Here is a 25,641-nt window from a genome sequence, read left to right on the forward strand (position 1 = left end):
TAAGAGCTAAGCAATAGCTCAGCAGTGGTGTCTTAACCCCGATTGATTGTGTGAACTATACCCAGAACTGTTGCGGGCCCTATCGCTTTAGCTTGGGTGCGCTGATTATGCTGGGGACCATGATCGCAATTGGCGTGCTCTTACTGATCTTCGGTGTCTTCCTCATAGTGGTGGGGGCACTGGCCTGGTCGCAGCGTTTACCTGGAAATAAGTGGGTGGGCCTACGCATCCCAGAAGTGCGCAAATCCAAAGAAATGTGGGATACCGCGCACCGCATTGCCGGCCCCGCCTGGACTGCTGGTGGGGCGTGCATGCTGATTGGTGGGCTGGTTGCTTTTGTGGCCAGTGGCTGGCTCTGGGTTATCCCGGTGCTGGGTTTCCTCGCCGGTTTGGCTTTGGTGGGAACCGGTGCTGGCATGTCCGCACATGCGGTAGCCATCTTGGATGCGCAGGCCTCCCAACAAGCAGCCAGCCCAGAACCCGGTGTGCAATGCTGCTCCGCTGGAGACGCGGCTGATAATGCGCCTGCTCCGAAGGTGGATCTTGGTGCGCTACGCCGCGCCGTGAAAGAAAGTGGCGCGGATAAGCCGCGGGAGACTGGCGCCTAATCGCCGTACCTGCATCGCGCCGCCACACGATCTCGGGGAAAGCTTAAATGAGCAGCTGCACCCCCCGCGGGCGTGTACCTTTCCTTGCGTGGGTTAAGCGAGGCAGGTTAATCTAGCGGACGTGAAGAGTGATTATTGCTATCGGCCACGGTCGGCGAAGGCCACGTGGTGGTGCTGGTGGCGCGCCTAAGCGGCGAGTCGAAGAGGCACCGAGCAGTATTCATACCTAATTTTTGCTTCTTTTAAGGGCTCGCACAGGCCATGAGCGCGACAGCAAGTGTCAGAACGCGCGGAGTGCGGGTCCTTTTGTTGTATCCAGGGGTCAGTGCTCGCGGGGGAGACGCTGTAACGCAAGATGGGACGTGCGGGAGTTGAAAAAGAATTCTGGCAGCGAAGAGATGAAAGGGCGCGGCACAGGTGGAGCAGCAGCGAGTAGGCGGCGGTAGTGAGATCGCGGCGCGGGTTGTGCATCGGCGCGTGCGATACCACGAGAATGCGTCTGGGTTATTTGCGTTATTGGGTGGGACGCAGGCGCGGGATGCGGTGCTTTTGGAGAGCGCTGATATTACGACGCATTCTGGGTTGACCAGTGTGATGGTGCTGCGCGGTTCGCTGCGGGTGACCTGTGTGGAGCAGGAGGTGCGCCTGGAGGTGCTGAGCCCCTCGGGGGAGTTATTGGCCTCGCGGGTGCGGGAGCAGTTGGCGGAGTTTCTGGTTGAACAGGGGAGCGGGACTCCGGCCGGCGTGTTTAGGTTCCTGAGCCCGGACGAATTAGCGAAGCAGCAGCAGGCTCGTGGCGTGATGATGGAAGAACGCGAGCGTTTATTAGCCCCCTCGCCGGCTTTGGTGCTCCGCAAGCTGCAGATGGATCCCGGTTATGAGGATCCTTCCGGCACCTTGCCTTTCTTAGCTGGTGGTTTTGCCTTTGATTATTTGGGGACCTTTGAGACCTTGAGTCCCTTTAACGAGCAGAGGTCGCGGGTAGGGGAGGACGCGGAAGGCGCGGAGGGGGCAGAAGCCGAACGGGTTGCTATCGAAGAAATTGGCAATACCTACCCGGATTATCAGTTCATTGCCGCCGAAATCATGCTGACTATTAATCATGAGGAAGCAACCGCGGAGTTAGTGGCGCTGGATGTGGGGGATAGTGCCGAACTACAGGCGGAGTTGGATCGCCTTGCGGAGATTATTGAACACGCGAATACCGCTGACGCGGAGGATGCGGCGGGCGCTGAGGCGAATGTTTCACGTGAAACATTGGCGCGCCGAGATGCCGCGGAGCCGGGGACTTTGCCGGTGAGTGTGGACGTTTCTGATGCTGAGTTCCGCGACTTGGTGACTCAGATGAAACAGGAGATCTACAACGGCGAGATTTATCAGGTGGTCCCGGCGCGCACCTTCAGCGCGCCTTGCCCAGATGCTTTTGCAGCGTATCGCCAACTGCGGGATACCAACCCGAGTCCTTATATGTTTTATTTGCGCGGGGTGGATCAATGCGGGGAACCCTATGAGCTCTTCGGGGCTTCACCGGAATCCAACTTGAAATTCGATGCTGAGACTCGTGAGGTGCAGCTTTATCCGATTGCGGGCACACGCCCCCGCGGATTGACCCCCACTGGGGAAGTGGACCTGGAGTTGGATATTCGTGCGGAGTTGGAGCTGCGCACCGATGATAAGGAAATTGCGGAACACACCATGTTGGTAGATTTAGCGCGCAATGACTTAGCGCGGGTGGCTGTGCCGCGCACCCGGGCGGTGGCGGAGTTATTGCAGGTGGATCGCTATTCGCGGGTGATGCACTTGATCTCGCGGGTGACGGCGACTTTGGATCCGGAGTTTGATGCTTTGGATGCGTATCGCGCGTGTATGAATATGGGCACCTTAACAGGGGCGCCGAAGCTGCGGGCTACGGATTTATTGCGGCGTGCGGAGGGGAAGCGTCGTGGTTCCTATGGTGGCGCGGTGGGGTACCTGCGCGGTGATGGGGATATGGATACCTGCATTGTGATTCGTTCGGCTTATGTGCGCCGTGGCGTGGCGATGGTGCAGGCCGGGGCCGGAGTGGTGCGTGATTCACAGCCGCAGGCCGAAGCTGATGAGACCTTGCATAAGGCCTATGCCGTTCTGCGGGCATTGGCGCTGGCAGATAATGGGAAAGAACCGGAGGTGCAGCGATGAGCACGCAGGATTCAATGGTGGATGCTTCAATGCTTGATGCTAGTGCCGGCGCGGCGCTGACCAATGGGCACGAAGCGCCTGAGCGCCTTACTGAGCAGCAGGTGGCAGCGCGTGAGCGTGCAGCCAATAATCCTGGTGGCGGCGGTATTGTGCTGATCGATAACCACGATAGTTTTGTCTATAACCTGGTGGATGCCTTGGCGCATACCGCGGCAGCGGAGTCTCAGGTTAGTGGGTCTGCTGGGTCTAGTTCGGGGGCCGCGAGCGCCGAGGGTGCCACCGATGCGCCGCTGCAGTACCGAGTCTTCCGTAATAGCGCCACCCCCTTGGAAGTGCTTTCCCTTAATCCGGACCTCATTGTTTTATCCCCCGGGCCCGGGCACCCCACTCAAGCCGGTCGCATGATGGAGCTTATTGAGATCGCCCTGGGACGTGTCCCCATGTTAGGGATTTGCCTTGGCTTCCAGGCACTCATAGATCACCTAGGCGGAACCGTCGCTCCCTGCGGGCCAGTACATGGCAGCACCGACCATATGCGCTTGAGTGATGCTGGGGTTGATCACCCCGTATTCGCGGGACTCACAGTGGATGCCGGTCCGGAACGCGGTGCCGCGGAACATCGGGGCCGCCTAGTTCCGGTGGCGCGCTATCACTCCCTTGGTGCCACCAAGGTACCTGAAGGCCTGGTGAATTTAGGGACCTGCCCAGCAAGCGATGCTGAGGGTGGGGAAGTGGTGATGGCTGCTGAAACCGATGAAAAATTTTTACGCACCCAGGTGTTGGGCACCCCGGATAAGCCTTGGGAAGGTGCGGTTGCACATGCCATGGGCCTGCAATTCCACCCGGAGTCAGTACTAAGCCCCTCTGGCCCAATTATTTTGCAGCGTGCGCTGCGCTACCTGAAGGAGGCTCGAGTTTAGGCCATGTTGCCGCGTTTTTTGATTGCTTATCTTTTGGCCAATGATCCATCGCAACCCCCAGGTGTCAGCGCGAGCTAGCGCTCTTCGATACTCTGACACCATAAGAAAGGACAACCACATATGACCAGCGCAGATACCCTCTCCAATCTGATTGCTTATTTGGATAACCCCACTCCAACCTTGGAGGAAGCAATCGAGGTTTTCACCCCGCTCACCGTCGGTGATTATGACGATGTGCATATCGCCGCTTTGCTGTGCACCATCCGCACCCGAGGGGAAACCTTCGCCGATATTGCCGGTGCTGCCAAAGCCTTCTTAGCTGCCGGCTGTCCCTTCCCAATCACCGGCAAGGGTCTGCTGGATACCGCCGGTACCGGTGGCGATGGCATGGACACCATCAATATCACCACCGCCGCCTCCCTGGTAGCTGCCGCTGGTGGTTGCAAGCTGGTGAAATGTGGCAACCGTTCAGTGAGCTCCAAGTCCGGTTCCGCGGATGTTCTTGAGGCCATGAATATTCCACTGGATTTAGATCCAGAACGCGCAGTACGCCAATTCGAAGCCTCAAATTTCACCTTCCTTTTCGCCCCGGCCTATAACCCTGCTGTGGCCCATGTGCAGCCGGTACGCCGCGCCTTGAAGGTACCCACGCTCTTTAATACCCTCGGCCCGGTTTTGGCCCCTGGCCGCCCGGAGTTCCAAATAATGGGTGTGGCTAACCCCAAGGTGGGCCGCATTATTGCTGAGGTATTCCGTGAGCTGGGCCGTACTCGCGCCATGGTGGTGCACGGTGATGGTGCCGATGAGTTAGCGGTGTGGGGTCCCTCCACCATCTGGGAGTTGGATGAATCCGGTGAGATCAAGGAATACACGGTCACCCCAGAAGACTTGGGTTCTAAGCGTCACTCGCTAGATGAACTACGCGGCGGGGATGCAGAAGAAAATGCCCGGCACCTCTATGCCGCCTTTGATGGCAGCGGCCCTGAAGCACACCGTGATGCAATTGCGGTATCTGCTGGTGGCATGTTCTATGTGACTGGTCGGGTAGACACCCTGGCTGAGGGAACCGAGATGGCGCATAAGCTCATGGCCGATGGCACGGTCAGCCAGTGGCTGCGCCACCATGAGGAAGCCAACTATGGCGACGAGGAAGCCAGCAATGGGGGAGCTGACTAGATCACCATGAGTCATCCTTTACCCACTGTTCTAGAAGGCATTGTTGCTACCCGGCGCGAACACCTAGCGGAGATCCGACAACGTATTGCGCATGTGGATCCCGCTACCCTCACGCCCTCGGATCGCTCCTTGGAGCAAAGCCTTGGTCGGCGCGGTGACAATAACTTCATTATGGAGTGCAAGGCGGCTTCACCTTCTTTAGGCATGATCCGCGAGCACTATGAACCAGGCATGATCGCGCGTATCTATTCGCGTTTCGCCGCAGGTATCTCGGTGCTGTGCGAACCAGAGCGTTTCGGCGGGGATTACGACCACCTGGCGACCGTGAAGCGCAATACTCATCTGCCGGTGTTGTGCAAAGACTTCATCATTGATGAGGTGCAGATCCACGCGGCACGCTACTTCGGTGCCGACGCGATCTTATTGATGCTCTCGGTACTCGATGATGAAGAATATGCCCGCCTGCATGCTGAGGCTGATCGCCTAGGCCTTGATGTGCTCACCGAAGTTATTGATGAAGAAGAAGTAGCCCGCGCCATTAAGCTCGGGGCACGCATCTTCGGGGTAAACCATCGCAACCTGCATGATCTGAGCATCGATCTTTCTCGTTCCGCACGGCTAGCTGAGCTGATTCCCCCGGGACGGGTGATTGTTTCGGAATCCGGTATCCGCGATAACGCCACCGTGCGTCGCCTAGGTGGGCACTCCTATGGTTTCTTAGTGGGCTCGCAGCTTAGCGCCCAACCAGATATTGACCTGGCTGCCCGTGAGCTTGTCTATGGCACGAATAAGGTGTGTGGGCTGCGCAGCGCACATGCTGCTCAGGCAGCTCGCGCCGCAGGTGCGGTCTACGGTGGCCTCATTTTTGAAGATGCCAGCCCGCGAAATGTTTCACGTGAAACCGCCCAAGAAATCATGAAGCTCGAACCGGGGCTTCGCTATGTGCTGGTGTCTCGCCGAACCAGCGGTTACGGCGAGCTCCTAGAGAGCCTGCACCCAGATGCATCGAGCGAAGCTACGGGCACTGGCACCGACAGTGCAATACAAGACGCCCCCATCCATGCAGTGCAGGTGCACTCACCCTTCCAAGGTTCGCTTGCAGCTGAAGAAGAGCTCTTGCGCCAGGTTCGCGAGGAGTTAAAGAAGTATCCGGATATCCACATCTGGCGAGCACTGAATATGGAATACCCCGACGCCCCAAGCATTGCGGCTGTACTGATCGAAAAAGGCCTCTGCGAACACTTAGTGCTAGATGCCGGTGATGGTGGCACGGGTCGTAGCTTCGATTGGTCCACTATCCCCACCGATGTGCGCAAACACGCATTATTAGCTGGGGGGATTAACCGTGAGAATCTGCATCAGGCCCTTAGCTTGGGCTGTGCCGGCCTGGATCTGAATTCTGGGGTGGAGTACCCAGCAACTGATGCCCACGGCACTAAGAGCGCCTGGGCTTATCACAAGAACGCTGCTGAGCTGCTCGATGTCTTCGAAGGCATCCGTCGCTTTAGCTACCAAAGCACCGACACCGCAGCCGACAGCCCCACAGCTAATAGCACCGCGGCCGACAGCCCCGCAACCACTACCACTGCCGAAGGGAAGCGCAGCTAAATGAGCACTCCTAATCACCCTGATTCCCCCACCCTCCTTCCGGCCTACTTCGGTGAGTTCGGTGGCCAATTCGTCCCAGAATCCCTCATCCCCGCTCTCGACCAACTCGAGCGCGCCTTTGTCGACGCCATGTCCGACCAAGACTTCCTCGACGAGTTCCGCGGCTACCTCCGCAACTACCTCGGTCGCCCCACCCCGCTAACGGAATGCCAAAACCTCCCGCTAGCAGGGGAGGGGAAGGGTCATACCCGCATCTTCCTTAAACGCGAAGATCTCGTGCATGGCGGCGCCCATAAAACCAACCAGGTCATCGGCCAGGTGTTGCTCGCAAAGCGCATGGGCAAAACCCGCATCATTGCTGAAACCGGCGCCGGCCAGCACGGCACCGCCACCGCTTTAGCCTGTGCGCTGCTCGGTCTTGAGTGCGTTATCTACATGGGTGCCAAGGATGTGGAACGCCAACAGCCCAATGTCTATCGCATGCAACTCCACGGCGCGAAAGTGGTGCCCGTCGACGCCGGTTCCGGGACCCTCAAAGATGCCGTCAATGAGGCGTTGCGCGATTGGACCGCTACCTTCCACGAGTCACATTATCTGCTGGGCACTGCCGCCGGCCCGCACCCCTTCCCAACCTTGGTCCGCGATTTCCACCGCGTGATCTCCGAGGAAGCAAAGCAACAGATTGTGGAACGCACCGGTGCACTACCTGACGTGGTGGTGGCCTGTGTGGGCGGTGGTTCCAACGCCATCGGCATGTTCGCTGAGTTCATTGAGGAACCCTCCGTCGAGCTCGTGGGTGCCGAACCAGGCGGCCTAGGCCTTAATTCCGGTAAGCACGGCGCAACCATTTGCAATGGTCAGGTGGGTATTCTCCACGGTGCGCGCAGCTACCTCATGCGCACTGCTGATGGCCAGGTGGAGGAATCCTATTCCATCTCCGCAGGCCTGGATTACCCCGGTGTTGGTCCGCAGCACGCGCATCTAGCCGCCAGCGGTCGCGCCCGCTATGTCGGCATCACTGACGCCGAAGCCCTCGAAGCCTTCCAGCTACTCAGCCTCTATGAAGGCATCATCCCGGCCCTGGAGTCCTCCCACGCCTTGGCTTATGCCTTAAAGCGCGCCAAGTTGGCCGAAGAAGAGGGCAAGAATATCACCATCTTGGTCTCCCTCTCCGGCCGCGGCGATAAGGATGTCGACCACGTCCGCCGCACCCTCGAGGAGCACCCAGAATTGGTCATCAACAAGGACCTCCACCAATACGCCAACAGCAACGCCACCGCCAACACCGCCTCGAAGGAGCAGTGATCACTCAGCCATGACCACCTCTTATCGCTATGATCGCCTCTTCCAGGCCCTCCGCGAACGGAAAGAAGGCGCCTTCGTACCCTTCATCATGCTCGGCGACCCCAACCCAGACGCCTCCTTCGAGATCATCACCACCATTATCGAGGCAGGCGCCGATGCCCTCGAACTCGGCGTGCCCTTCTCCGACCCCGTCGCCGATGGTCCCACCATCCAGCGCTCTCACCTGCGCGCCCTGGATTCCGGGGTACATGTCGATGACGCCCTCGCCCTAATCAAGCGCATCCGCGAGGCCTACCAGGATATTCCCATAGGCATGCTCATCTACGGCAATGTGGCCTTCACCCGCGGTTTGGAGCAGTTCTACCGAGATTTCGCGGAAGCTGGCGCCGACTCCATCCTCATCCCCGACGTCCCGGTCCGCGAAGGCGCTCCCTTCACCCAGGCCGCCGAGGCCGCCGGCATTGCCCCCATTTTCATTGCGCCCGCGCGTGCTTCGGAAAAGACCCTCGCCGGGGTGGCCGCCAATTCCCGCGGCTACATCTACGCCATTTCCCGCGATGGCGTTACCGGCACCGAGCGCACCTCCCAAACCGGTGGCCTGCGCGAAGTCGTCCAGAACATCGAAAAACACGGCGGCGCCCCCACCCTGCTCGGCTTCGGCATTTCCCAGCCGCAGCACGTTCGCGACGCCATCGAGGCCGGCGCGAGTGGCGCGATCACGGGTTCCGCGATCACCAATATCATCGCCGCGCATTGCATCGGCGAACACCCCAACCCCGCCCACATTGATGACATGGACGCCCTCAAGAAGGAACTCCGCGAGTTCGTCTCCGCGATGAAGGCCGCTACCCGCGCTTAGTGCCGGCCTTCTTCCTACCCCGTCGCCTCGGCGACGGGGTTTCGCTTTTCTCGAGACCCGGTGGCTAGGCTTTGCAAGCATGGCCACATGTTTCACGTGAAACACGGCAGACGACGGTGACTCTTCATCCCGGCGCGAGCAGTGAACACACAACCAACCTCTGCCTCAATGTTTCACGTGAAACATCACCCACACCTCATTCAACACAGTGACGTTATCACCCCACATAGTAACTCACCGCCATAACGTCCGAAATGAAAGTCCCCGCCACTTCCAACCCAACGATAGGCACTACCCATCACTATTGCAGGCACTTAAGTTGGGCTAACTAGCAACTCGCCACGAAAACGGCATACTAGAGACTATGACTGACTCTGTGCCCACCCCCTCATCAAACCCCAACCCCAACGCCACCGCCAACAGCGCTTCCCAGCGACTCAAAGATCTCGGCCAACACAGCTGCAGCCGCCGACTCTTCCTCCTAGGAACCGGCACCACCATCGCCGGTGCATTATTGGCGGCCTGTGGCAATGAAGCCCCCACCGCAGAAGTCTCCGAAGCTGATGTTCCCGTCGGCTCCGCAGTCATCGTCGGCAACTTCATTGTTGCCCAACCCAAAGAGGGGCGCTTCGTCGCTTACTCCGCGGCCTGCCCACACCAGCGCTCCAAGATCACCAAGGTGCAAGGCGATACCGTCATGTGCACCGCCCACGGATCAGTTTTCCGCATTGATGACGGCTCCGTGGTTTCTGGTCCTTCCCGCGATCCGCTCTACCCAGCCTCGCTCTCGGAAAGCGATGGCACCCTGAACGTCAGCGGTTAAAACCTCGACACCCCGCACACAGATTCAGCTCTCTTCACTCCATTGCCCGCACACGCTCGCTTAGGCGTCGCCGGGCAATGGAGTTCTTCATTCTCTAACCCACACACCAAACCAGCCCCAATCGCATGGCGGCAATAGGGGAGAGCTCCGCCACAGCTCACCCGACCTTTAGACTAAGGGGCATGCTCAAGCGGTTGCCCAAAGTCGATATTCTGATTGTCCTTATTATCTGCGCGGTCATCTTGGCGATCATCTTCCCCGCGCGCGGCGCATTCGCCGAATGGTTTTCCATCGCCACCAGCATCGCCATCGCCATCCTTTTCTTCCTCTATGGCGCACGCCTATCCACTCAAGAGGCTCTGGCAGGTTTAAAAAATTGGAAGCTCCACCTCATCATTTTGGTCTTCACCTTCGTGGTCTTCCCGATTATCGGACTCGGGCTCAAACCCCTTGATAGCATCCTCGGCCACGAGCTCTACCTGGGCATTCTTTACCTCACCCTGGTTCCCTCCACAGTTCAAAGCTCGGTGGCTTTCACCAGTATCGCCCGCGGCAATGTCGCCGGCGCCATCGTGGCGGCCTCGGCATCAAACCTCGCAGGTGTTTTCCTCACCCCGCTATTAGTCATGGCACTCATGTCCACCGGATCCGGTGTCCATGTGGATGGCCAAGTCTTCCTCGATATCGCCCTCCAACTCCTCGCCCCCTTCATCCTCGGGCAGCTACTGCGCCGCTGGGTGGGCAAGGTCGCTGCGAATAAAGGAACCAAGCTCGTGGACCGCGGCTCCATTGCCATGGTGGTCTATTCCGCCTTCTCCTCCGGTGTGGTTGCCGGCATCTGGTCCTCGGTATCCGCCCTACAGATCATTGCGCTCTGCGTCCTCGCAGTGGTGCTGGTGACCTTCATGCTGTGGCTGACCCGCTTCGTACCTCAAAAGCTGGGATTCCCCGAAAAAGATGTCATCGCCATCGAGTTCTGCGGCACCAAGAAGTCTCTGGCTACCGGCCTACCGATGGCCTCGGTTATCTTCGGTGGTGCGAGCCTGGGCTTGCTCATTTTGCCCTTGATGATCTTCCACCAGATCCAACTGATGATGTGCTCCTGGCTAGCTGCCCGCTATGCCAAAGAAAAAGCCGCCAAGCACTAAGGCCGCAGAGCAACTCGAATAGCAGACGCGCACATAGCCCGGGGCAACAGCTCCGGGCTTTAAGCTTGTCTGCACCACAGCCCAGCACACCGCCGACGCAGCCCAGCGTGCCCCCAACACACAAGGCCCAACACACCCACACAAGCGACACCGTCGCACCCACACACCCGCAGCATCTGAGAGAATGTTTCACGTGAAACATCTCTACGTCCGCGTTGACCTAAAAATCCCCGGCATTACGCTTAGCCATATCGCCGAACTCGCTGAACTCAACACCCAAGCCTGCCGCCCGTTACGAATGATCCAGATCGGCCAAGAAGACGCCATTAGTGGTCTGGTTGATTGCCAGCAGGGGAGTCGCCAGGGAATCATCGATGTCCCCAAAGACACCGTGCCGCATCCTAATGCCTACGCCGAGTTCGAGGATGTCCTCGCCACCGACCTCAGCGCCGAGGAGTTCGAAGCACTATGGCAAGAAGCCCGCGTACTCTTCCCCGAGCACAAGGACCAGGCCCTCTAACACCAAGCGGTCTAAGACCGCACGCTCTAAAACCCACCCACATTCAGCATCAACATATAGGCAACCGTCCCGCCAATAATGCTTAATGCCGCATCCCGGCGCAGCGCATGAAGCAACACCGTCACCCCAACCCCCACCAGGCTGGCAATAATCGACTGCCCCTGCAGCACCACCTCGGTGTGCAAGGTATACACCGCCAGCACCGTCATCACCCCCACCGGCATGGTGTAGCCCAGAAGCTTCACAAAACCACTGTTCTTTAGTAACGCCAACGCCGAAAAGGGCAGTTGCCGAAGCACCATCGTCACCACGGCTGCCGGAATCAACACCGCTAGCACCCCGCCTAAACTCACACCGTCTGGCAACCCATAGGCCCCAGCGGCACACACCAGCTGATTCACTTGCGCTCACCCTCATCAGCATTGGGGTATTCCACCACGGTTTCGCCCAACGCTCCACGCGCACCGTGCTTCTTCCCACGCCACTCAAAGGCACGATCCACCCGCGGCATCCAATAACGCAGCAACAAAAAGCCCACATAGAGCGTCAGCCCGGCCACCATCATTTGCTTCGGCAACACCCACGCGCTGAGCACCGAAAGCGCAATCGCCATCAAAGGCAAAGACCAATCCGGGTTCGTCCTAAACGACTCCCACGCCAGCACAATAAAAAGTGCCGTCAACGCAAACTCCGCACCACGCAGACCCTGCAAAAAATTTTCCCCCAACAGCGCACCCACAATCCCCGGAATCACCCACAAGGATTGACACAGAATCTGAATGGTCAGCAGCCGCGTCCCACTAATCTTCCCCGGCGGCCGCGCCGACACAATCGCATAGGCCTCATCAATCAGCCCATAGGTCGAATACACCCGGCCCAGTTTCGACTTAATCTGCGAACGCGGAAAAGTCAGCCCATAAAACACATGCCGAAAATTCACCAAAAAGGTCGTCAGCGCCGCACTTAAGGGCCCCACACCAGCGGTGACCAGACCAATCGCTAAAAACTCCATGCTCCCCGCAAAAATCATCAGCGAGAAAATCGGAGTCCACCACCACGCAAACCCGGACTGCGTCATCAGCACACCAAACGCCAGCCCCAGCGGAATCAACCCCAAACCAACCGCCCAGGATTCCCTAATCCCGGCGCGAATCTCCTCAGCACGCGTCGCACCAACCTCCGCCGTCACCACATCCTCCACAATCCGCCAAAAAATTTTTTCCGATCTAGTCTAAGCCCCACCCCCTCCCCACCACGCAGCCGCCCCACCACGGGTGGTTTCACGTGAAACATTGCTCTCCTAGAGCTCGGGTACCCGGGGTGCTGCCCTCCCTTGGGCCCACGGCACAGGGCTGAGCTAGACGACGGTGATTTAAGACTTACCCAGATTAGCGAGCGCCCAACGCGCTTCTTCTTCGGTGAAGGCCTCCAGGTCAGGATTCGTCAGGCGTTTAATCATCGCCTCATCAGAAAAGGATGATTCTTGGCGGATCTCCTTCGCAGCTTCCAAGGCATTCTGCTTCCAATCCGCATCCACATTCTCCACCGCGTAGGCACCTTCCTCCGCGGTGAAGCCGCCACCTACCTCAGAGATGAGTTCCTCATAGAGCCGTGCTTTAGATAGTGGCCGATGGGCCAGGTATTGCTCGGCGGAGTAGAGGGCATGTTCCTTCCAATCCACCTCAGTGTTGTTTAAGGCTAGGTCCACATCTTTACAATCAAAACGATTCCCATCGCGGTACACGCACATCTGATCGCGAAGCTGCTTCTTAGACCAGTACTTGGATTGCAGGTGGTGCTCCAGCATGCGCTGCGCCCGCTCCGTAGATATCTTGGGGTCGTGCAGCTTCTCCAATTCACTCACACTGCTGTCTTGCCTCAACCCAAAAATACGGCGGAATTCCTGTGGCCCCAGCACTGCATAGACCTGCCTCATGCATAAGAACACCACCACAACAAAGACAATCACCGCCATCGCGCGCTGGCGAGTGCTAAGCGGCTCCTTCTTCGAGCGTCGGCGTCGCTGAGGATCGTAACTGCTCGGTACCTTCATATCGCGCCACCCCCTAGGCATCCAAACGTTCAGGTTCTGGGTTCCTCAATTGCTCTAACGCCCACTGTGCTTCTTCCTCACTAAAGGCATAGGATTCCGGATCCGTCAGTCTGCGGAATAACTCCTCGTCGCTAAGCTCCTCTTTTTCCTGCAGTTGCTTCGCTGCCCTGAGCGCATTCTCAAACCAATCAGCCTGCACATGCTCCACCGCGTACTGCGCCTGCTCTTCCGTGAATCCATGAGCCGCCGAGTCAACCAACAAGGCATATAGCCGTGCTTGAGATAGCGGCTGGCGTTCCAGGGTCAGCTCTGCGGACTTCAAGGCATTCTCATTCCAATCCACATCCATCTCCGCCAACATGGCTTTAACTTCCTCACAGTCAAAGCTTTGGGAGGGATTACACATGATCTCAAGTAGCCGCTGCTCAGAGAAGGGATGCCTGCTGAGATTGTCTTGCATCAGCAGTTTGGGTAGGTCATCAATAAAGGAGGTATCAACTTCAACGGGTTCCTCATCGGCTTGGGATGAGGTACCCCCGACCGTTAACTGAGAAAACAGCCGGAAAGCATCGGGACCGAGGTACCCATAGGCACCTCTAAGGAGCAGGAAAATCCCTATGACCACCAGAATGCCGCGGATGAGTGTGTTCTTCCGGTGTTCCGGGTCTCGCTCGCGTTTCTGTCGCGAAGCTATATGTGGGTCAGTCGAAGGCGTTTGATTACACCAGGCTGACTCATAGTCATATGGGGTTTGCATCTGCATAAGGCGCCTCCTTGGATCCCGCGATGCTTGTGCCCTAGGCGGTGCGCACTAAAAGCAAAGCGTGGGATAGAAAAGCGCTTAGCCAGGGAATATGCTTCATCTTCCCAAAATACTGACACAGATCCAATGTTTCACGTGAAACCTAGGACCACGGGCTATTCAACTGCTCCAAGGCCCAGCGTGCGTCCTCCTCGGTGAAGCCACCCAGGTGCGGGTCACTGAGATAATCAAATAACTCTTCATCGGTAAGGTCTGCTTCTTCGCGTCGTTGCTTAGCCGCCTTTAAGGCAATCTGGCGCCAATCCACATAGAAGTGCTTCATGGCATAATCCGCTTGCTCTGGGGTAAACGCCGCACCATAGGGGTGCGTGAGCTGTTCATACAGCACGCTCTTGGATAAGTATTGGAATTCGACGTCGCGCTGCGCGCTCTTTAAGGCATTCTCATCCCAATCCACATCCATAAGCTCTAAGGCTGCATCCACCTCATCGCAGGTTAAAACCGCGGTTCCCGGCAAGCGGCACATGGTATCCATCAAAGATTTTCTCGACCAGGGGTGCTGTTCCAACCGTTCTTCAACTAGCACCTTGGCAAGTTCCAGATCCTCCGGAGTGTCCTCATGAAGAAGCGGAGCCTCTATCTCCTCAGGCTTATCCACGGCCTTTAGCTCAAAGGGATTGTGCAGTTCCAAGCCACCTAGCTGGCCATATGCGCCTCTAAGTAGCAGGTACACCACCAGGCCTCCCGCAATAACCCACATGGCGCGGTCTTTGTGGGGCTGCGGTTCCTGGCGCCTGGTTTGGCCCGTTCGGTCCCGGGTGACCCCACGTTGCGATAGCAGTTCTTGCCACATGCGCTCATAGTCACTGCGCTTAGACATAGGGCCGCGGTGCACCTCCTTGGAAGATCCCTAAAAATTTCTCCCACCCCAGATATGCGCAGGAATAGGAAAATGAATCACAAGGGGAGTGCGGAAGCGCGAAGGGCGGGGAACATTATTCTCCCCACCCAAACTACTGTGCATGGCTCAATGTTTCACGTGAAACATCAAAGCTAATTGTCATACACCTTGATATCCGCCGGGAAGGTAGAAAACGTAGCGAAAGTAACACCCTGACGGCGCATCACTTCTGCCCATAAATCAAAGTAGATGGGCCGGAAAATATCTTGGGGGAGTGCCGGGGCAAGGAAGAATTCACCAGCGGCCACGCCTTCTTCTAAGACCCCTGGGGCCCATTGCATATAGCCGCTAAAAACCCGCATTTCTTCGATGAAGGGCAACACCTCATCTTCATCGCGGTGCACATCAACTAAGGCCAAGCGGTTGGCTAGGCGAGTGCAGCCAGGAAGCGTATCCACATCGCTATCGGCGGTGGTTCGAGCAATGGCGCGCAGCTGGCCATCTTGTTTATCCCCACCCTTAAACACAGCCTTCGGCTTGCTTAGCACCTTTTCATATTGCGGCACATACTCTAAGGCGGATTCTTCACTAAAGCGCTGCAAGAGCAAGCTTTTTGGGCCGTGGTCTTGCGTTCCAGGTTCAAGGATTAATGCCACCGCACGCGGCAACATCACAGACCAATCCCTCGGCAGTGGGGAGGAAAGAATCAGTGATCCGGGTTCGGCGGGAACCTCCATGAGTTCCTCAGGAAGCGCGTTGAACCCTAACTCATTATGGGTTTCCACCATGTTCCGCAGGTTGGCGAAGAAGGGTTGGGGTGCGCGGCGACCAGCCTCTGCGCTGTTGTGATCACTCATGAGTACTCCCTGCCATGTTGTTCTGCGCTGCTAAGACTTTATGCCTGTTGTTGCTCCCACCACTGGCGTAGCGCCTGGATGGCTTCTTCCTTTTCTAAGGGGCCACGTTCTAAGCGTAGCTCCTTCATAAAGGCCCAGGCCTTACCCACTTCCGGGCCGGGTTTCAGGCCAAGGATCTGCATAATCTCATTACCATCTAGGTCGGGACGCACCCGGGCGAGGTCTTCCTTAGCGGCGATCTCGGCAATGCGTTCTTCTAAATGATCATAGGTGCGTTGCAGGCGCTGTGCTTTACGTTGATTCCGGGTGGTGCAATCCGCCCGCACTAAGCGGTGCAAACGTGGCAGTAACTCACCGGCATCATTGACATAGCGACGTACCGCGGAATCCGTCCATTGGCCTTCCCCAAACCCATGGAAGCGCATATGTAAATACACCAGCTGTGAAATATCGCGGATGGTGTGCTTGGGGTACTTCAAGGCCCGCAGGCGTTTGCGCACCAGCTTTGCCCCCACCACCTCATGGTGATGGAAAGTTACCTGGCCTTTAGGGCCAAATGCCCTGGTATCAGGCTTACCGCAGTCATGAAGCAGTGCAGCCCAACGCAAGATTAAATCAGGGCCATCTTCACCTTCACGTTCAATGGCCTGCCGCAGCACCTGCAGGGAGTGCGCGTACACATCCTTATGTTGGCGGTGTTCATCCTGGGCTAAACGCATGGCAGGTAGTTCCGGGAGCACATAATCCGCCAGCCCGGTATCTACCAAAATATCGATGCCCACCCACGGCATCTTCCCGAGCATTAATTTATCCAGCTCAACTTGGATGCGTTCCACCGTGATCCGCTGAATCTGGGAGGCCATATCCTTCATGGCTTTTTCCACCCGCGGGTGCAGCTGAAAACCCAGCTGGGAAACAAACCGGGCTGCCCGCAGCATCCGCAGTGGGTCATCATCAAAGGATTGCTCCGGTGCAGCCGGGGTATCTAGCAGCCCGGCTGCTAGATCTCGTAGCCCCGACATCGGATCATGGAAGGTGCCTAGCAGAGTTTCTTTTTCCAGGTCACAAGCTAATTCCATGGCCATGGCGTTGACCTTGAAGTCACGGCGCACCAAATCTTCTTCCAAGGTTTTGCCAAAACGCACCTCGGGGTTGCGGCTCACGCCATCATAAGTATCGGAGCGGAAGGTGGTGATCTCTACCTGCTGGCCTTGGATCTCCGCGGAAATAGTGCCGAATTCAATGCCGGTATCCCACACAGAGTTCGTCAGCGATTCCAGGATCTCCTGGCTGATCTCCGGGCGGGCGGAGGTCGTGAAGTCCAGGTCATGGCCGAGGCGCCCAAGCATGGCGTCGCGTACTGAGCCGCCGACGAGGTAGAGGGATTCCCCGCGTTCCTGGTAGGCGCGCGCTAAGGAATAAAGAAGGTCTTCGGCTTCCCGCAGGGCGCGATCGAGGGTGACTAAGGCACCGACCGCCTCCGGTGAGTGAGCGGAAGGCCTCGTGGGGGTACTGCATTCTTTTTCCTGCGGGTTCACCCGGCTGAGTGTACCTGGGTGAACGCAAAGACTCATGCCTTAGCCACCGCAGCCGCAATCCTTATACAGCGCGGGTGTTTATCGCCACACGTGGGTGGAGAGATGTCTCCATGGCGGTTCATCGGATACGATCGCAGAATGAGCAATGAGACGCAGGCTGGTCGCGAAGGCGGCCAGCAGAACCGCGAGGGCGGTCGCAGCGGGCATGCCACCCGCCGCAATCGTCGGCGTCGTTCGCGTCGTCGCACCCAAGATCAAAAGCTCACAAAAACGCAAGCACCGGGTGCCAAAGATACGGCCCCTGCGGAGAACACCAAGGCACCAGAGAAGGGTAAAAACCCTCAAGCTCAGCACCCGCAGGCTGAGCAGCCGAAGCGCCGCAAGCGTGGGCGTGGTCGGAGGCGGAACAATCGCCGCCCCAATAACACGAATAAGCAAAATAAGCCCCACGATAATGCGCTAGCGGAGGCGACCACGCGGGCAGCTCAAGCACCCACCAAGAATCAGGCGACCGCTGAACTATCGGCGGTAGTCCGTGATGCAATGGTGGCAAGCCACACCCAAGAAGCGGCGAAACCCAAACCCAAGCCACGTCCGCAGGCACGCCCGAAACCACGTCCGCAACCGCAATTTAGTGCAGCTGGGGTAGAGGAGGCGCCAGAAAAGAACCGTGATCATAGTTCGCGGACTCGCGCCCGACAGAACCACGCGGGTGTCCAGCGCAACCCAAAGCGCGGCCCAAAGCGTGGGGTGAAAGACCGCAACCAGCGGCGCTCGATAAGCAGCCGAAACCAAGCGTCACCCAAACCAAAACCCAAGCCGTACCCGAAGACCTCACGCCCGCATGGCAGTCGCATGCCCACTCGCGATGAGACTTCTGCCGGTGGGTTGGTGGTCTCCGGGCTCGCGGAGGCGGTTCGTGGCGATGGATCGGTGGATTTGTCGAAGATTTATGTGGCGCTGATTGGGCGGCTGGATCGTCGCGGGCGCTTGCTGTGGTCTATGCCGAAGGGCCACGTGGAACCGAATGAGGATCAGCGTGCCACCGCGGAGCGTGAGGTGTGGGAGGAAACCGGGATTCACGGTGAGGTTTTTGCCGAGCTCGGGGTGATTGATTATTGGTTTGTCTCTGAGGGCACACGGATCCATAAAACGGTGCACCACCATTTATTGCGCTTTGTCGATGGCGATCTAAATGATGAGGATCCAGAGGTCACCGAGGTGGATTGGGTGCCGGTGAATACGTTGGTGGAGCATTTGGCCTACGCCGATGAGCGGAAATTAGCGCGCATTGCACATGATCAATTACCGGAATTCGCCCGCCAAGAAAAGGCGGCGGGAAGATCCACGCCGCGGTGAGTGCCCGTGCCCACTAACTCCTACAACCTGCTGCGCCTACCTGCGGTGCTGCTTGGCACCGGGCTTTGTGCTGCGCTGATGCAGATTCCGGCAACCCAGCTGGCCCCTATGGCTGGGGCTGCGCCGGTGCCGATGTCGGTGCAGGACCCCGCGGTGAGCGAGCAGTGGGTGCACAGCGCGACCCGCCCGGGGGAAAAGGATGCGCCGCTGGCGATTGATGTGATGAGTGTCAGCTCGCCAACGCCGATGGTGCCAGGGGATCGCCTGCGTATTGAGGTGGAGTTGCATAACACCACCGCGAAGCGGCTCACCGATATTGTGGTGCAATCGCGTCGCACCGAGGCGGTGGGGAGCGTGGCAGAAGCGCGCCTGAAGTTGGCAAGGAATGCCAATGACTACCCCTACTATGGTGCGCCGGTGGTGATCTCGCGGGATTTGGCGCCAGATGAAAAGCGGCGTGTGGTGTTGGATATTGCTACCGATGCCGCCCCTGGTGGGTTGGCCTTGCCGGGGCCGGGGGTGTACCCGGTGTTGTTGACTGCGCAGGCGCACCCGGTGGGGCAGGAGCCGGGGAATTTCGCGACCGAGCGTTTCTTATTGGACGCCACGAAGGAGGTGCGCTCGGAGGGTTCGGAGAGTGCCTCGGAGGGAGCCGCGGAGGAGGATCAGGCCACCCCGCCTGAGCCCGCGCCAGCCACCCCGACCGTGCCTGTGGGGTTGATCTACCCGCTCGCCGCGGAGGTAGATATTGTGCCCGGGGAAACCGGGGAAGCCCCGGAATATCCGCCGCTGCTTTTAGAAAGCGAAAAACTCGCTGAGGAACTCGCCCCCGGGGGGCGTCTGCGTCGCCTGCTGGACCAATGGGATCAGGCCACCACCTCCGAGCACGGCGCGCAGCTTAAACACGGCAGTTGTTTAGCCATCGACCCCGCGCTGTTAGAGGCCGTGGATCGCATGTCCCATGGCTATAACGTGGGCGGGGAGCGCGCGAAACTCGCCAAACAGGGCCAGCGCCTGCGCGATAGCTGGGGCAAAAACAAAGACATCATTCCCGGCGCGCCGGGCCGCGGCGTGGCGGATGCCACCACCTGGATCGAGGATATCCAGCGCATCCTCAGCGACCCGGAGACCTGCGTTTTTGCTTTGCCGTGGGGCAATGCGGACCTCAACGCGGTGCGCACCACCGCCAATAGTTGGTTGATGCGCGAGGCCCTGCAGCGCGGTCCGGCGGTGATCACTAGGGTCACTGGCCGCGAGCCGAGCCGCAATATTGTGCTGCCCGGTTCGGGCTATATCAGCCCCCAAACAGCGCCCTGGTTGGGGTGGGCGGATACCTACTATCAGCAAGACCCAGCGCTTTTGAGCGCGGGGCGCGCGGGCTTAAGCGATGCCTGGGCCACCGCGCAGGCACATTCGCTCACGCAGCCCGCGAAGGGCGCGCAGCCGGCTGAGCAGAAGAGCAACCTGGAGGACACCAAACTTCCCGCCGCCCAAGGCAGCGAAACGCCACCGCAGCCCACCGAGCACCCCGTTAGCGCGCTGGTGGCTAATAATACGGTGTGGTCCGCCCCGCAGGCCGGCAGGTTCGCGCAGCTCAGCGAGGGTATTCAGGCGGTCACCTACCAGGATTCCCTGGCCGCCACCCTGGCTGCTACCGGCCCGCACCCAGAAACAGTGGGCTATTCCAACCCGGATTCCCGCTATGACTACCGCCTAGATTCTGCTGCTTCCCGAGATCTGGTGGCAAGCGCCGCGCTCCGCTTAGCTGTGCAAGAACAAGCTCAGCCAACGGCACCCGCCCCACGCGCGAGTAGCCAGCCCACGCCCCCGCCGCTTTTAGCCGTGCCCCCGGTACTGTTAAGCGCGGATACCGCCCGCAGCCTGCTGGACACCACCACGGGGTTATTCGCCCAGCACCAAGCAAGCCCCATTGCGCTGGCAGATTACCTGGCCGCTGACCCGCATGAGCAGGCAGCGCTTGCACACCACAGCACCGCGGGTGCGCAGGCGGACCCGGCTTTTGGTTCGCCCTACCCAGACCCCAGTGCCAGTAGTGATACCGAAAGGCTGCGGGTAGCCCAACAAGCTAATTACACCGATGACCTCACCCAGGTGATGGTGCGCGACACCGCCATTGCACTGACCCCCTATGATTTCACCGCCCCGCTGCGCCGCGAACTGCTTAGCTCCTTAGCGGTATCCCCGCGCCGGGCAGTGGCCCGCCATGATCAGCTGATTGATGAAGTAGATGCGCGGCTGAATGGCAACCGCGATATTTTGCAATCCCTGCGCGGCTCGGTGGCTTTGATTCCCCCAGGCGGGGTGTATACCCGTGCTTCTAATGCCTCACCGCTTTTAGCGGTAGCAGCTAATGGCCTGCCCTTGCCGGTAGTGGTGAATATCGGGTGGAGTGGGGCAGAGGCCAACGCGGATTCTGCTCGCATTCAAGCCCCACAGGGCCTGCGCATCCCCGCACGCGGCTCCATTACGGTGCAGATGACGGCTGATCTGCCGGAAAATGAGCTGATTGATGTGCGCATGTGGCTCAGTACCCCAGAAGGCGCCCGGATTTCGGAGTCTGTGGATGTGCGGGTGAATACCCGAAGTGGTGCGATTGCTACCCGCGGGATTGTGGTGGCTACGCTCACGGTGTTGATTTTGTTGCTCTTGTTCCGGGTGGGGCGCGCGCGTTTAAAGCGTCCTAGTGCGATTCCGCCGCATTCAGGCGGTAAGATGCCGCCTCGTTAGCTAGATTTCTTCATAAAGCTTCACTAATGGGTTCTTTTTGGGCCCTGCCACCAAAGTTGATAACCACAAAGTAATCTCCGGCAAAGCTAGAGCGCACTCTCCCCGCTGGAGATTCCCGGAAAGTGATTCACTGTGAACTCCCCACATACTGGTGAACCAAAACCTGAGCCTGCTCAGCACCACGGTGCTACGCAACACCATGGTGCTGCGCCGCACGGCGACATCACGCCACCTAGCGGGCAGATGCCGCCTAGCGCTGGGCAACGCTCACGCATTGTGCCACCTTCACCACCAGCCCCGGTTCCTGAACCGCGGGCTAAAAGCACGGCGGCTGCCGAACCTGCCAGCCCCGATGAGGTGGATCGTTCACAGCTGCGCCGCGCACCAAGCAGTGCAGCAGGAAGCACGGCAGCAAGCACAGCAAGCAACCAGGCGGGCTCTCATACCCACAGCGTTGCGGACACAACCACTGGCCGGGACGCTTCTTTGGAAACCTCGCAACGGCTTAAAGCTAGCAGCTCGCAAGCAGCGCGTTTAGGTGATGCCCACCGTGACTCCTTTAGTCGTTCAGCCGTGGCCACCAAGGAGAGGAATGCCGATCTCGAGAAGCGCGCTCCCGCCGATGTCGAGAAGGCCAGCGATAGCGATGTGGTGCGCTCCACCGGATCCATGGCCATTGCCACCTTATTTTCCCGCATTACCGGGTTTTTAAGAACAGTTGCCTTAGGTGCCACATTAGGCACCCCGGTGGCATCGGCATTTAATACCGCCAATACTCTTCCCAATCTCATTACCGAAATTGTTTTGGGTGCGGTGTTGACTTCTTTAGTGGTGCCGGTGTTAGTCCGCGCTGAAAAAGAAGACCCCGATAAAGGTGCGGCATTTATTCGCCGACTATTTACACTTTCCATGTCGCTACTTATTGTGGTGACAGTTGTTGCAATTTTAGGCGCCAGATTCTTAACCACCTTATCCCTGGGTGCGGATGGCCAAGTCAATATCATCCAATCCGGGAGCTTCGCCTACCTGCTCTTGCCGCAGATCTTCTTCTATGGCATCTTCGCGCTCTTTATGGCGGTGCTGAACACCAAGGGCATATTCAAACCAGGGGCCTGGGCACCGGTTGCCAATAATATCGTTACGCTGGCAGTTTTAGGCCTGTACTGGATTGTGCCGGGGAGTTTGAACCCCTCTGCGCCCAGTGCCGTAACAGACCCGCACGTGCTGCTGCTGGGCTTAGGTACCACCGCGGGTGTGGTGGTACAGGCGCTTATTATGATCCGCCCGCTGCGCCGCGCCGGAGTAGACTTAAGACCCTTATGGGGTTTGGATGAGCGCCTCAAAACCTTCGGCGGCATGGCTTTAGCCATTGTTGTGTATGTGGCTATTTCGCAGGCCGGTTATATTATTACCAACCGTATTGCCTCAGCTTCGGATGTGGGCGCACCCTTTATTTATCAACAGCATTGGCTGTTATTACAGGTGCCCTATGGCATTGTGGGCGTGACTTTATTGACGGCTATTATGCCGCGACTTTCTCGCAATGCGGCCGATGGTGATGATAAAGGCGTGGTCCGCGATTTAACGCTCGCCACGAAACTCACCTTCATTGCGCTAATCCCCATTGTGGTGTTCTTTACCGGCGAGGGCCGCGCCATTGCCCAAGCTCTTTTCGCCTATGGGCGCTTTGATGAAATCTCCGCGGAACGCCTCGGTTTAACGCTGGCGTTCTCCGCCTTCACCCTCATCCCTTATTCTCTGGTGTTGCTGCACCTGCGTGTGTTTTATGCGCGTGAGGAAGCCTGGACCCCCACCTTCATTATTGGTGGCATCACCATCACCAAGGTGGTGCTTTCCTATGCCGCCCCGCATATTGCTTCCTCCCCATCGCGAGTGGTGATCCTGCTGGGTGCGGCTAATGGTTTCGGTTTCTTAGCCGGCGCCATGATTGGTGGTTTCCTGCTGCGCCGCAAACTTGGGCATGTGGGCACCAAAGAGGTGGCCTGGACTACCGGCTGGGCCTTAAGTGCCTCCCTGGTGGGCCTGGTGGCAGCCTGGTTGGCGGACTGGGGGCTCGATAGTGTTGGCCACACTATTTTCGCGCACTTCGGTAGCTTCGGGGTGCTGGTCAAGCTCGCCGTGGTGGGCATTATCTTCCTCATCGGCACCGGCATTACCTTGAGTTTCTCTGGGCTCCCGGAGGTTCACAACCTGGGTGCTGCCTTGCGGCGCATCCCCGGTATGCGTCGTTTTATTCGCCCGGATACCTCCAAGCAGATCGAGGTCGGCACCCCCACCGAGGCCGAGGTTTCCACCCAAATCGTGGCCGCCGATGCCTTCAATGCCTCCCCGGTGCCCCCGCCCATGTCCGCCGGTGTGGTGCGCGGCCCACGCCTAGTACCCGGCGCCCCGGTCTCCGGTGGGCGTTTCCGCCTGATTGCCAGCCACGGCAATGTCCCGGGTGCTCGTTTTTGGCAAGCCAAGGAACAATCCACCGGCCGCATGGTGGCCCTCGTCTTCGTCGATACCACCGGCACCGCACCGCTTGCCCCCATCTCCCCGGCGCGCGCTGCTAGTGCCGCGGCAGAGGTGCTTCGCCGCACGCGTTTATTGGCGCGGCTGAATCACCCCGGTATTGCGCCGGGCATTGAGGTTTCGGCTTATCGTTCCGGTTGCCTTGTGGTGGCCGATTGGGTGCCGGGGTCTTCGCTGAAGTCCGTGGTAGAAGATGGCGATGTGGATCCCTATGCCGCCGCCTATGCGGTGTCCACGCTCTCAGATGCGGTGCATTCCGCGCACCATGAGGCGCACACCCCGCTTGGGTTGGACAATAAATCGCGGATCCGGATTGATACCAATGGCACCGCCATCCTGGCTTTCCCGGGGGTTCTCCCGCAGGCCTCCACGGATCAAGATCTCACCGCTATTAGCTGCGTGCTGGATATGCTCATCGATGATTCCGCCCCGGACCCCATCCGCGCGGTACGTGAAGAGGCCCATAAATCAGCCGCCCATGCGGTAGCCATGGCCGCTGCCGCGGAAAGCGGGCAAGCCACCAGCGATAGCGCTGCGGAGGAAAAGGAAGCCCCTGAGATCCTTAGTGCCGGGGAGCTGGCCACCAACTTGAAGGATGTGGGGTTGGCGCACCCGAGTGATTCGGTGAGCTTGGCTATCTCGGTTGATCCCGCGCCCCCGGCGGTGCCGGAGGAGCGCCGCGGTTTCGGTTCCAAGGGTTATTCCTCGCGCACCTTGGTGGCCATGGGCGCCATGGTGATTTTGATGGTCACCTTGTTGGCGGGCCTTACCGCCTACTTGGCGGGCTTGGTGTCCGGGGATTCCAAGGAAGCCCCCATCAACACCGATTCCTTACAGGGCACGCATGTGACCACCGCGCCGCGCCAATTGCCGGTCATCCAGCCCTTGGGCTTGGCTTTTATGCTCGATGATGATGCCCCCGCCCGCGATGAATGGCACCTGACCCCGCAGCTGGTTGATGATGATGCCGATACCACCGTGCCCAGCAATGGCCGCTACCTGGTGATGCTGCAGCACCCCGTGGAGGTGCGCCACATTGTGATTAATTCCACCGGCAAGGGCCCGCAGGTCACGGTCCGCGCGGTGCCGCCGACGGCGCTGAAGGACCTGCCGCTGGCTGATAGTCCGGAAACCCAGCAGGGCATCACCTTAGGTGGGGTAGATAGCTTCCCGGTGTTGGCAGAAGCCACCTTGAGTAGTTCACGCACCACCTTGGATATTGAGGCGGGCGGGCCGATCGCCGGCGCGGTGATCGTGGAGTTCACTCCCGCAGCCGAGGCAACCGCTGAAGCGACCGCGGAGGCGACGCCTGCGAGCACTATTTCAACCCCGAAGGAGGGTACCCGAACCGCGGAGGCCACCAAGCCCATCGAGATCAAAGATATCTCGGTTGTGGGCATGACGAGCGAGGACGCCGCCAAGGCTTCCGAAGCAGCTCGAAACGATCCCGCACCCAAGCCCTAACCCAAACTCACACCTTTGTGATTTAGCGCTAGCGCGGAGGCGAAGATCCCGCCCCCAAAGGGGGTGTGGCGAAAAGAACTCTTCCCCTCCGCGCTCCTGCTGTCTAGCCTTGGTTTCACTATCGCGGAGCACGCAGGCACGCTAACGCGGGGGAGAGGGAAAAGTTTTTTGCTTCCCCGAGATCGGCTGCTTGCTCTGTGGGGGAAAAATCAGTGCAGGTCTGCACATGGGAAGGCCTGCCGCACCTGGGGTGTTTTCAAGCGGGGGAATGAGTGTTC

Annotated in this window: 20 protein-coding genes; 13 read left to right on the forward strand and 7 right to left on the reverse strand. The window is 58.8% G+C overall.

Translation table 11 applies throughout. From position 1 onward, the window contains the following. Nucleotides 1-50: 50 nt before the first annotated feature. The 10 genes from BMZ01_RS09005 to BMZ01_RS09050 all read left to right on the forward strand — a co-directional run bounded on the left by BMZ01_RS09005 (nucleotide 51) and on the right by BMZ01_RS09050 (nucleotide 11,145). Complete coding sequence (locus tag BMZ01_RS09005; RefSeq protein ID WP_244887603.1) at nucleotides 51-608, forward strand: SdpI family protein; 558 nt, start codon at nucleotides 51-53, stop codon at nucleotides 606-608. Nucleotides 609-1,202: 594 nt separating this feature from the next. Next, nucleotides 1,203-2,786, forward strand: a complete 1,584-nt coding sequence (locus tag BMZ01_RS09010) for an anthranilate synthase component 1 (RefSeq protein ID WP_425304783.1) — start codon at nucleotides 1,203-1,205, stop codon at nucleotides 2,784-2,786. After that, complete coding sequence (locus BMZ01_RS09015; RefSeq protein WP_395891018.1) at nucleotides 2,783-3,706, forward strand: glutamine amidotransferase-related protein; 924 nt, start codon at nucleotides 2,783-2,785, stop codon at nucleotides 3,704-3,706. The genes BMZ01_RS09010 and BMZ01_RS09015 overlap by 4 nt, the downstream gene beginning before the upstream one ends. 120 nt (nucleotides 3,707-3,826) lie before the next feature. Beyond that, nucleotides 3,827-4,882 (forward strand): anthranilate phosphoribosyltransferase, encoded by a 1,056-nt coding sequence (gene trpD / locus BMZ01_RS09020; RefSeq protein ID WP_092286620.1) that lies wholly within the window; start codon nucleotides 3,827-3,829, stop codon nucleotides 4,880-4,882. Nucleotides 4,883-4,888: 6 nt separating this feature from the next. Then, nucleotides 4,889-6,490 carry a bifunctional indole-3-glycerol-phosphate synthase TrpC/phosphoribosylanthranilate isomerase TrpF gene (gene trpCF, locus BMZ01_RS09025; RefSeq protein WP_092286622.1) on the forward strand — a complete coding sequence of 534 codons (1,602 nt, stop codon included), beginning with the start codon at nucleotides 4,889-4,891 and terminating at the stop codon, nucleotides 6,488-6,490. Beyond that, nucleotides 6,491-7,795 (forward strand): tryptophan synthase subunit beta, encoded by a 1,305-nt coding sequence (trpB, locus tag BMZ01_RS09030; RefSeq protein ID WP_092286624.1) that lies wholly within the window; start codon nucleotides 6,491-6,493, stop codon nucleotides 7,793-7,795. A gap of 10 nt (nucleotides 7,796-7,805) precedes the next feature. Further along, nucleotides 7,806-8,654, forward strand: coding sequence for a tryptophan synthase subunit alpha (gene trpA, locus BMZ01_RS09035; RefSeq protein ID WP_092286626.1), 849 nt, complete (start codon nucleotides 7,806-7,808; stop codon nucleotides 8,652-8,654). Between the two features lie 499 nt (nucleotides 8,655-9,153). After that, a complete protein-coding gene (locus BMZ01_RS09040; RefSeq protein WP_395891043.1) occupies nucleotides 9,154-9,477 on the forward strand; it encodes a Rieske (2Fe-2S) protein in 324 nt (107 codons plus the stop codon). A gap of 182 nt (nucleotides 9,478-9,659) precedes the next feature. After that, nucleotides 9,660-10,625 carry a bile acid:sodium symporter family protein gene (locus tag BMZ01_RS09045; RefSeq protein WP_092286630.1) on the forward strand — a complete coding sequence of 322 codons (966 nt, stop codon included), beginning with the start codon at nucleotides 9,660-9,662 and terminating at the stop codon, nucleotides 10,623-10,625. Between the two features lie 193 nt (nucleotides 10,626-10,818). Then, nucleotides 10,819-11,145 (forward strand): hypothetical protein, encoded by a 327-nt coding sequence (locus tag BMZ01_RS09050; RefSeq protein WP_092286632.1) that lies wholly within the window; start codon nucleotides 10,819-10,821, stop codon nucleotides 11,143-11,145. A gap of 26 nt (nucleotides 11,146-11,171) precedes the next feature. Here BMZ01_RS09050 and BMZ01_RS09055 read toward each other — a convergent pair whose 3' ends face one another. The 7 genes from BMZ01_RS09055 to BMZ01_RS09085 all read right to left on the reverse strand — a co-directional run bounded on the left by BMZ01_RS09055 (nucleotide 11,172) and on the right by BMZ01_RS09085 (nucleotide 17,293). Beyond that, on the reverse strand, nucleotides 11,172-11,546 hold the full coding sequence (locus BMZ01_RS09055) for a branched-chain amino acid transporter permease (RefSeq protein ID WP_092286634.1): 375 nt from the start codon (nucleotides 11,544-11,546) through the stop codon (nucleotides 11,172-11,174). After that, on the reverse strand, nucleotides 11,543-12,337 hold the full coding sequence (locus BMZ01_RS09060) for an AzlC family ABC transporter permease (RefSeq protein ID WP_244887604.1): 795 nt from the start codon (nucleotides 12,335-12,337) through the stop codon (nucleotides 11,543-11,545). Before BMZ01_RS09060 ends, BMZ01_RS09055 begins: the two co-directional genes overlap by 4 nt. Nucleotides 12,338-12,517: 180 nt before the next feature. Next, on the reverse strand, nucleotides 12,518-13,198 hold the full coding sequence (locus BMZ01_RS09065) for an Ltp family lipoprotein (protein ID WP_177180138.1): 681 nt from the start codon (nucleotides 13,196-13,198) through the stop codon (nucleotides 12,518-12,520). Nucleotides 13,199-13,211: 13 nt separating this feature from the next. Then, nucleotides 13,212-13,955 (reverse strand): Ltp family lipoprotein, encoded by a 744-nt coding sequence (locus BMZ01_RS09070; RefSeq protein ID WP_177180139.1) that lies wholly within the window; start codon nucleotides 13,953-13,955, stop codon nucleotides 13,212-13,214. 148 nt (nucleotides 13,956-14,103) lie between these two features. Next, nucleotides 14,104-14,841 (reverse strand): Ltp family lipoprotein, encoded by a 738-nt coding sequence (locus BMZ01_RS09075; RefSeq protein WP_092286640.1) that lies wholly within the window; start codon nucleotides 14,839-14,841, stop codon nucleotides 14,104-14,106. A gap of 173 nt (nucleotides 14,842-15,014) precedes the next feature. After that, complete coding sequence (locus tag BMZ01_RS09080) at nucleotides 15,015-15,719, reverse strand: YqgE/AlgH family protein (protein ID WP_092286642.1); 705 nt, start codon at nucleotides 15,717-15,719, stop codon at nucleotides 15,015-15,017. 38 nt (nucleotides 15,720-15,757) lie between these two features. After that, nucleotides 15,758-17,293, reverse strand: a complete 1,536-nt coding sequence (locus BMZ01_RS09085) for a CCA tRNA nucleotidyltransferase (RefSeq protein ID WP_092286644.1) — start codon at nucleotides 17,291-17,293, stop codon at nucleotides 15,758-15,760. A 102-nt stretch (nucleotides 17,294-17,395) separates the two neighbouring features. On the opposite strand from BMZ01_RS09085, the gene BMZ01_RS11410 reads away from it, so the two are divergent. The 3 genes from BMZ01_RS11410 to BMZ01_RS09100 all read left to right on the forward strand — a co-directional run bounded on the left by BMZ01_RS11410 (nucleotide 17,396) and on the right by BMZ01_RS09100 (nucleotide 25,363). After that, entirely contained in the window at nucleotides 17,396-18,616 is a 1,221-nt protein-coding gene (locus tag BMZ01_RS11410) for an NUDIX hydrolase (RefSeq protein ID WP_223845938.1), read from the forward strand. Between the two features lie 6 nt (nucleotides 18,617-18,622). Next, the gene (locus BMZ01_RS09095; RefSeq protein ID WP_143067485.1) at nucleotides 18,623-21,364 is read left to right on the forward strand and encodes a hypothetical protein; all 2,742 of its coding nucleotides are present in this window, start codon (nucleotides 18,623-18,625) and stop codon (nucleotides 21,362-21,364) included. A gap of 243 nt (nucleotides 21,365-21,607) precedes the next feature. Further along, entirely contained in the window at nucleotides 21,608-25,363 is a 3,756-nt protein-coding gene (locus BMZ01_RS09100; protein ID WP_092286648.1) for a murein biosynthesis integral membrane protein MurJ, read from the forward strand. Nucleotides 25,364-25,641 lie beyond the last annotated feature (278 nt).

Origin of the sequence: Corynebacterium spheniscorum, assembly GCF_900113445.1 — a bacterium.
Taxonomy (GTDB): Bacteria; Actinomycetota; Actinomycetes; order Mycobacteriales; family Mycobacteriaceae; genus Corynebacterium; species Corynebacterium spheniscorum.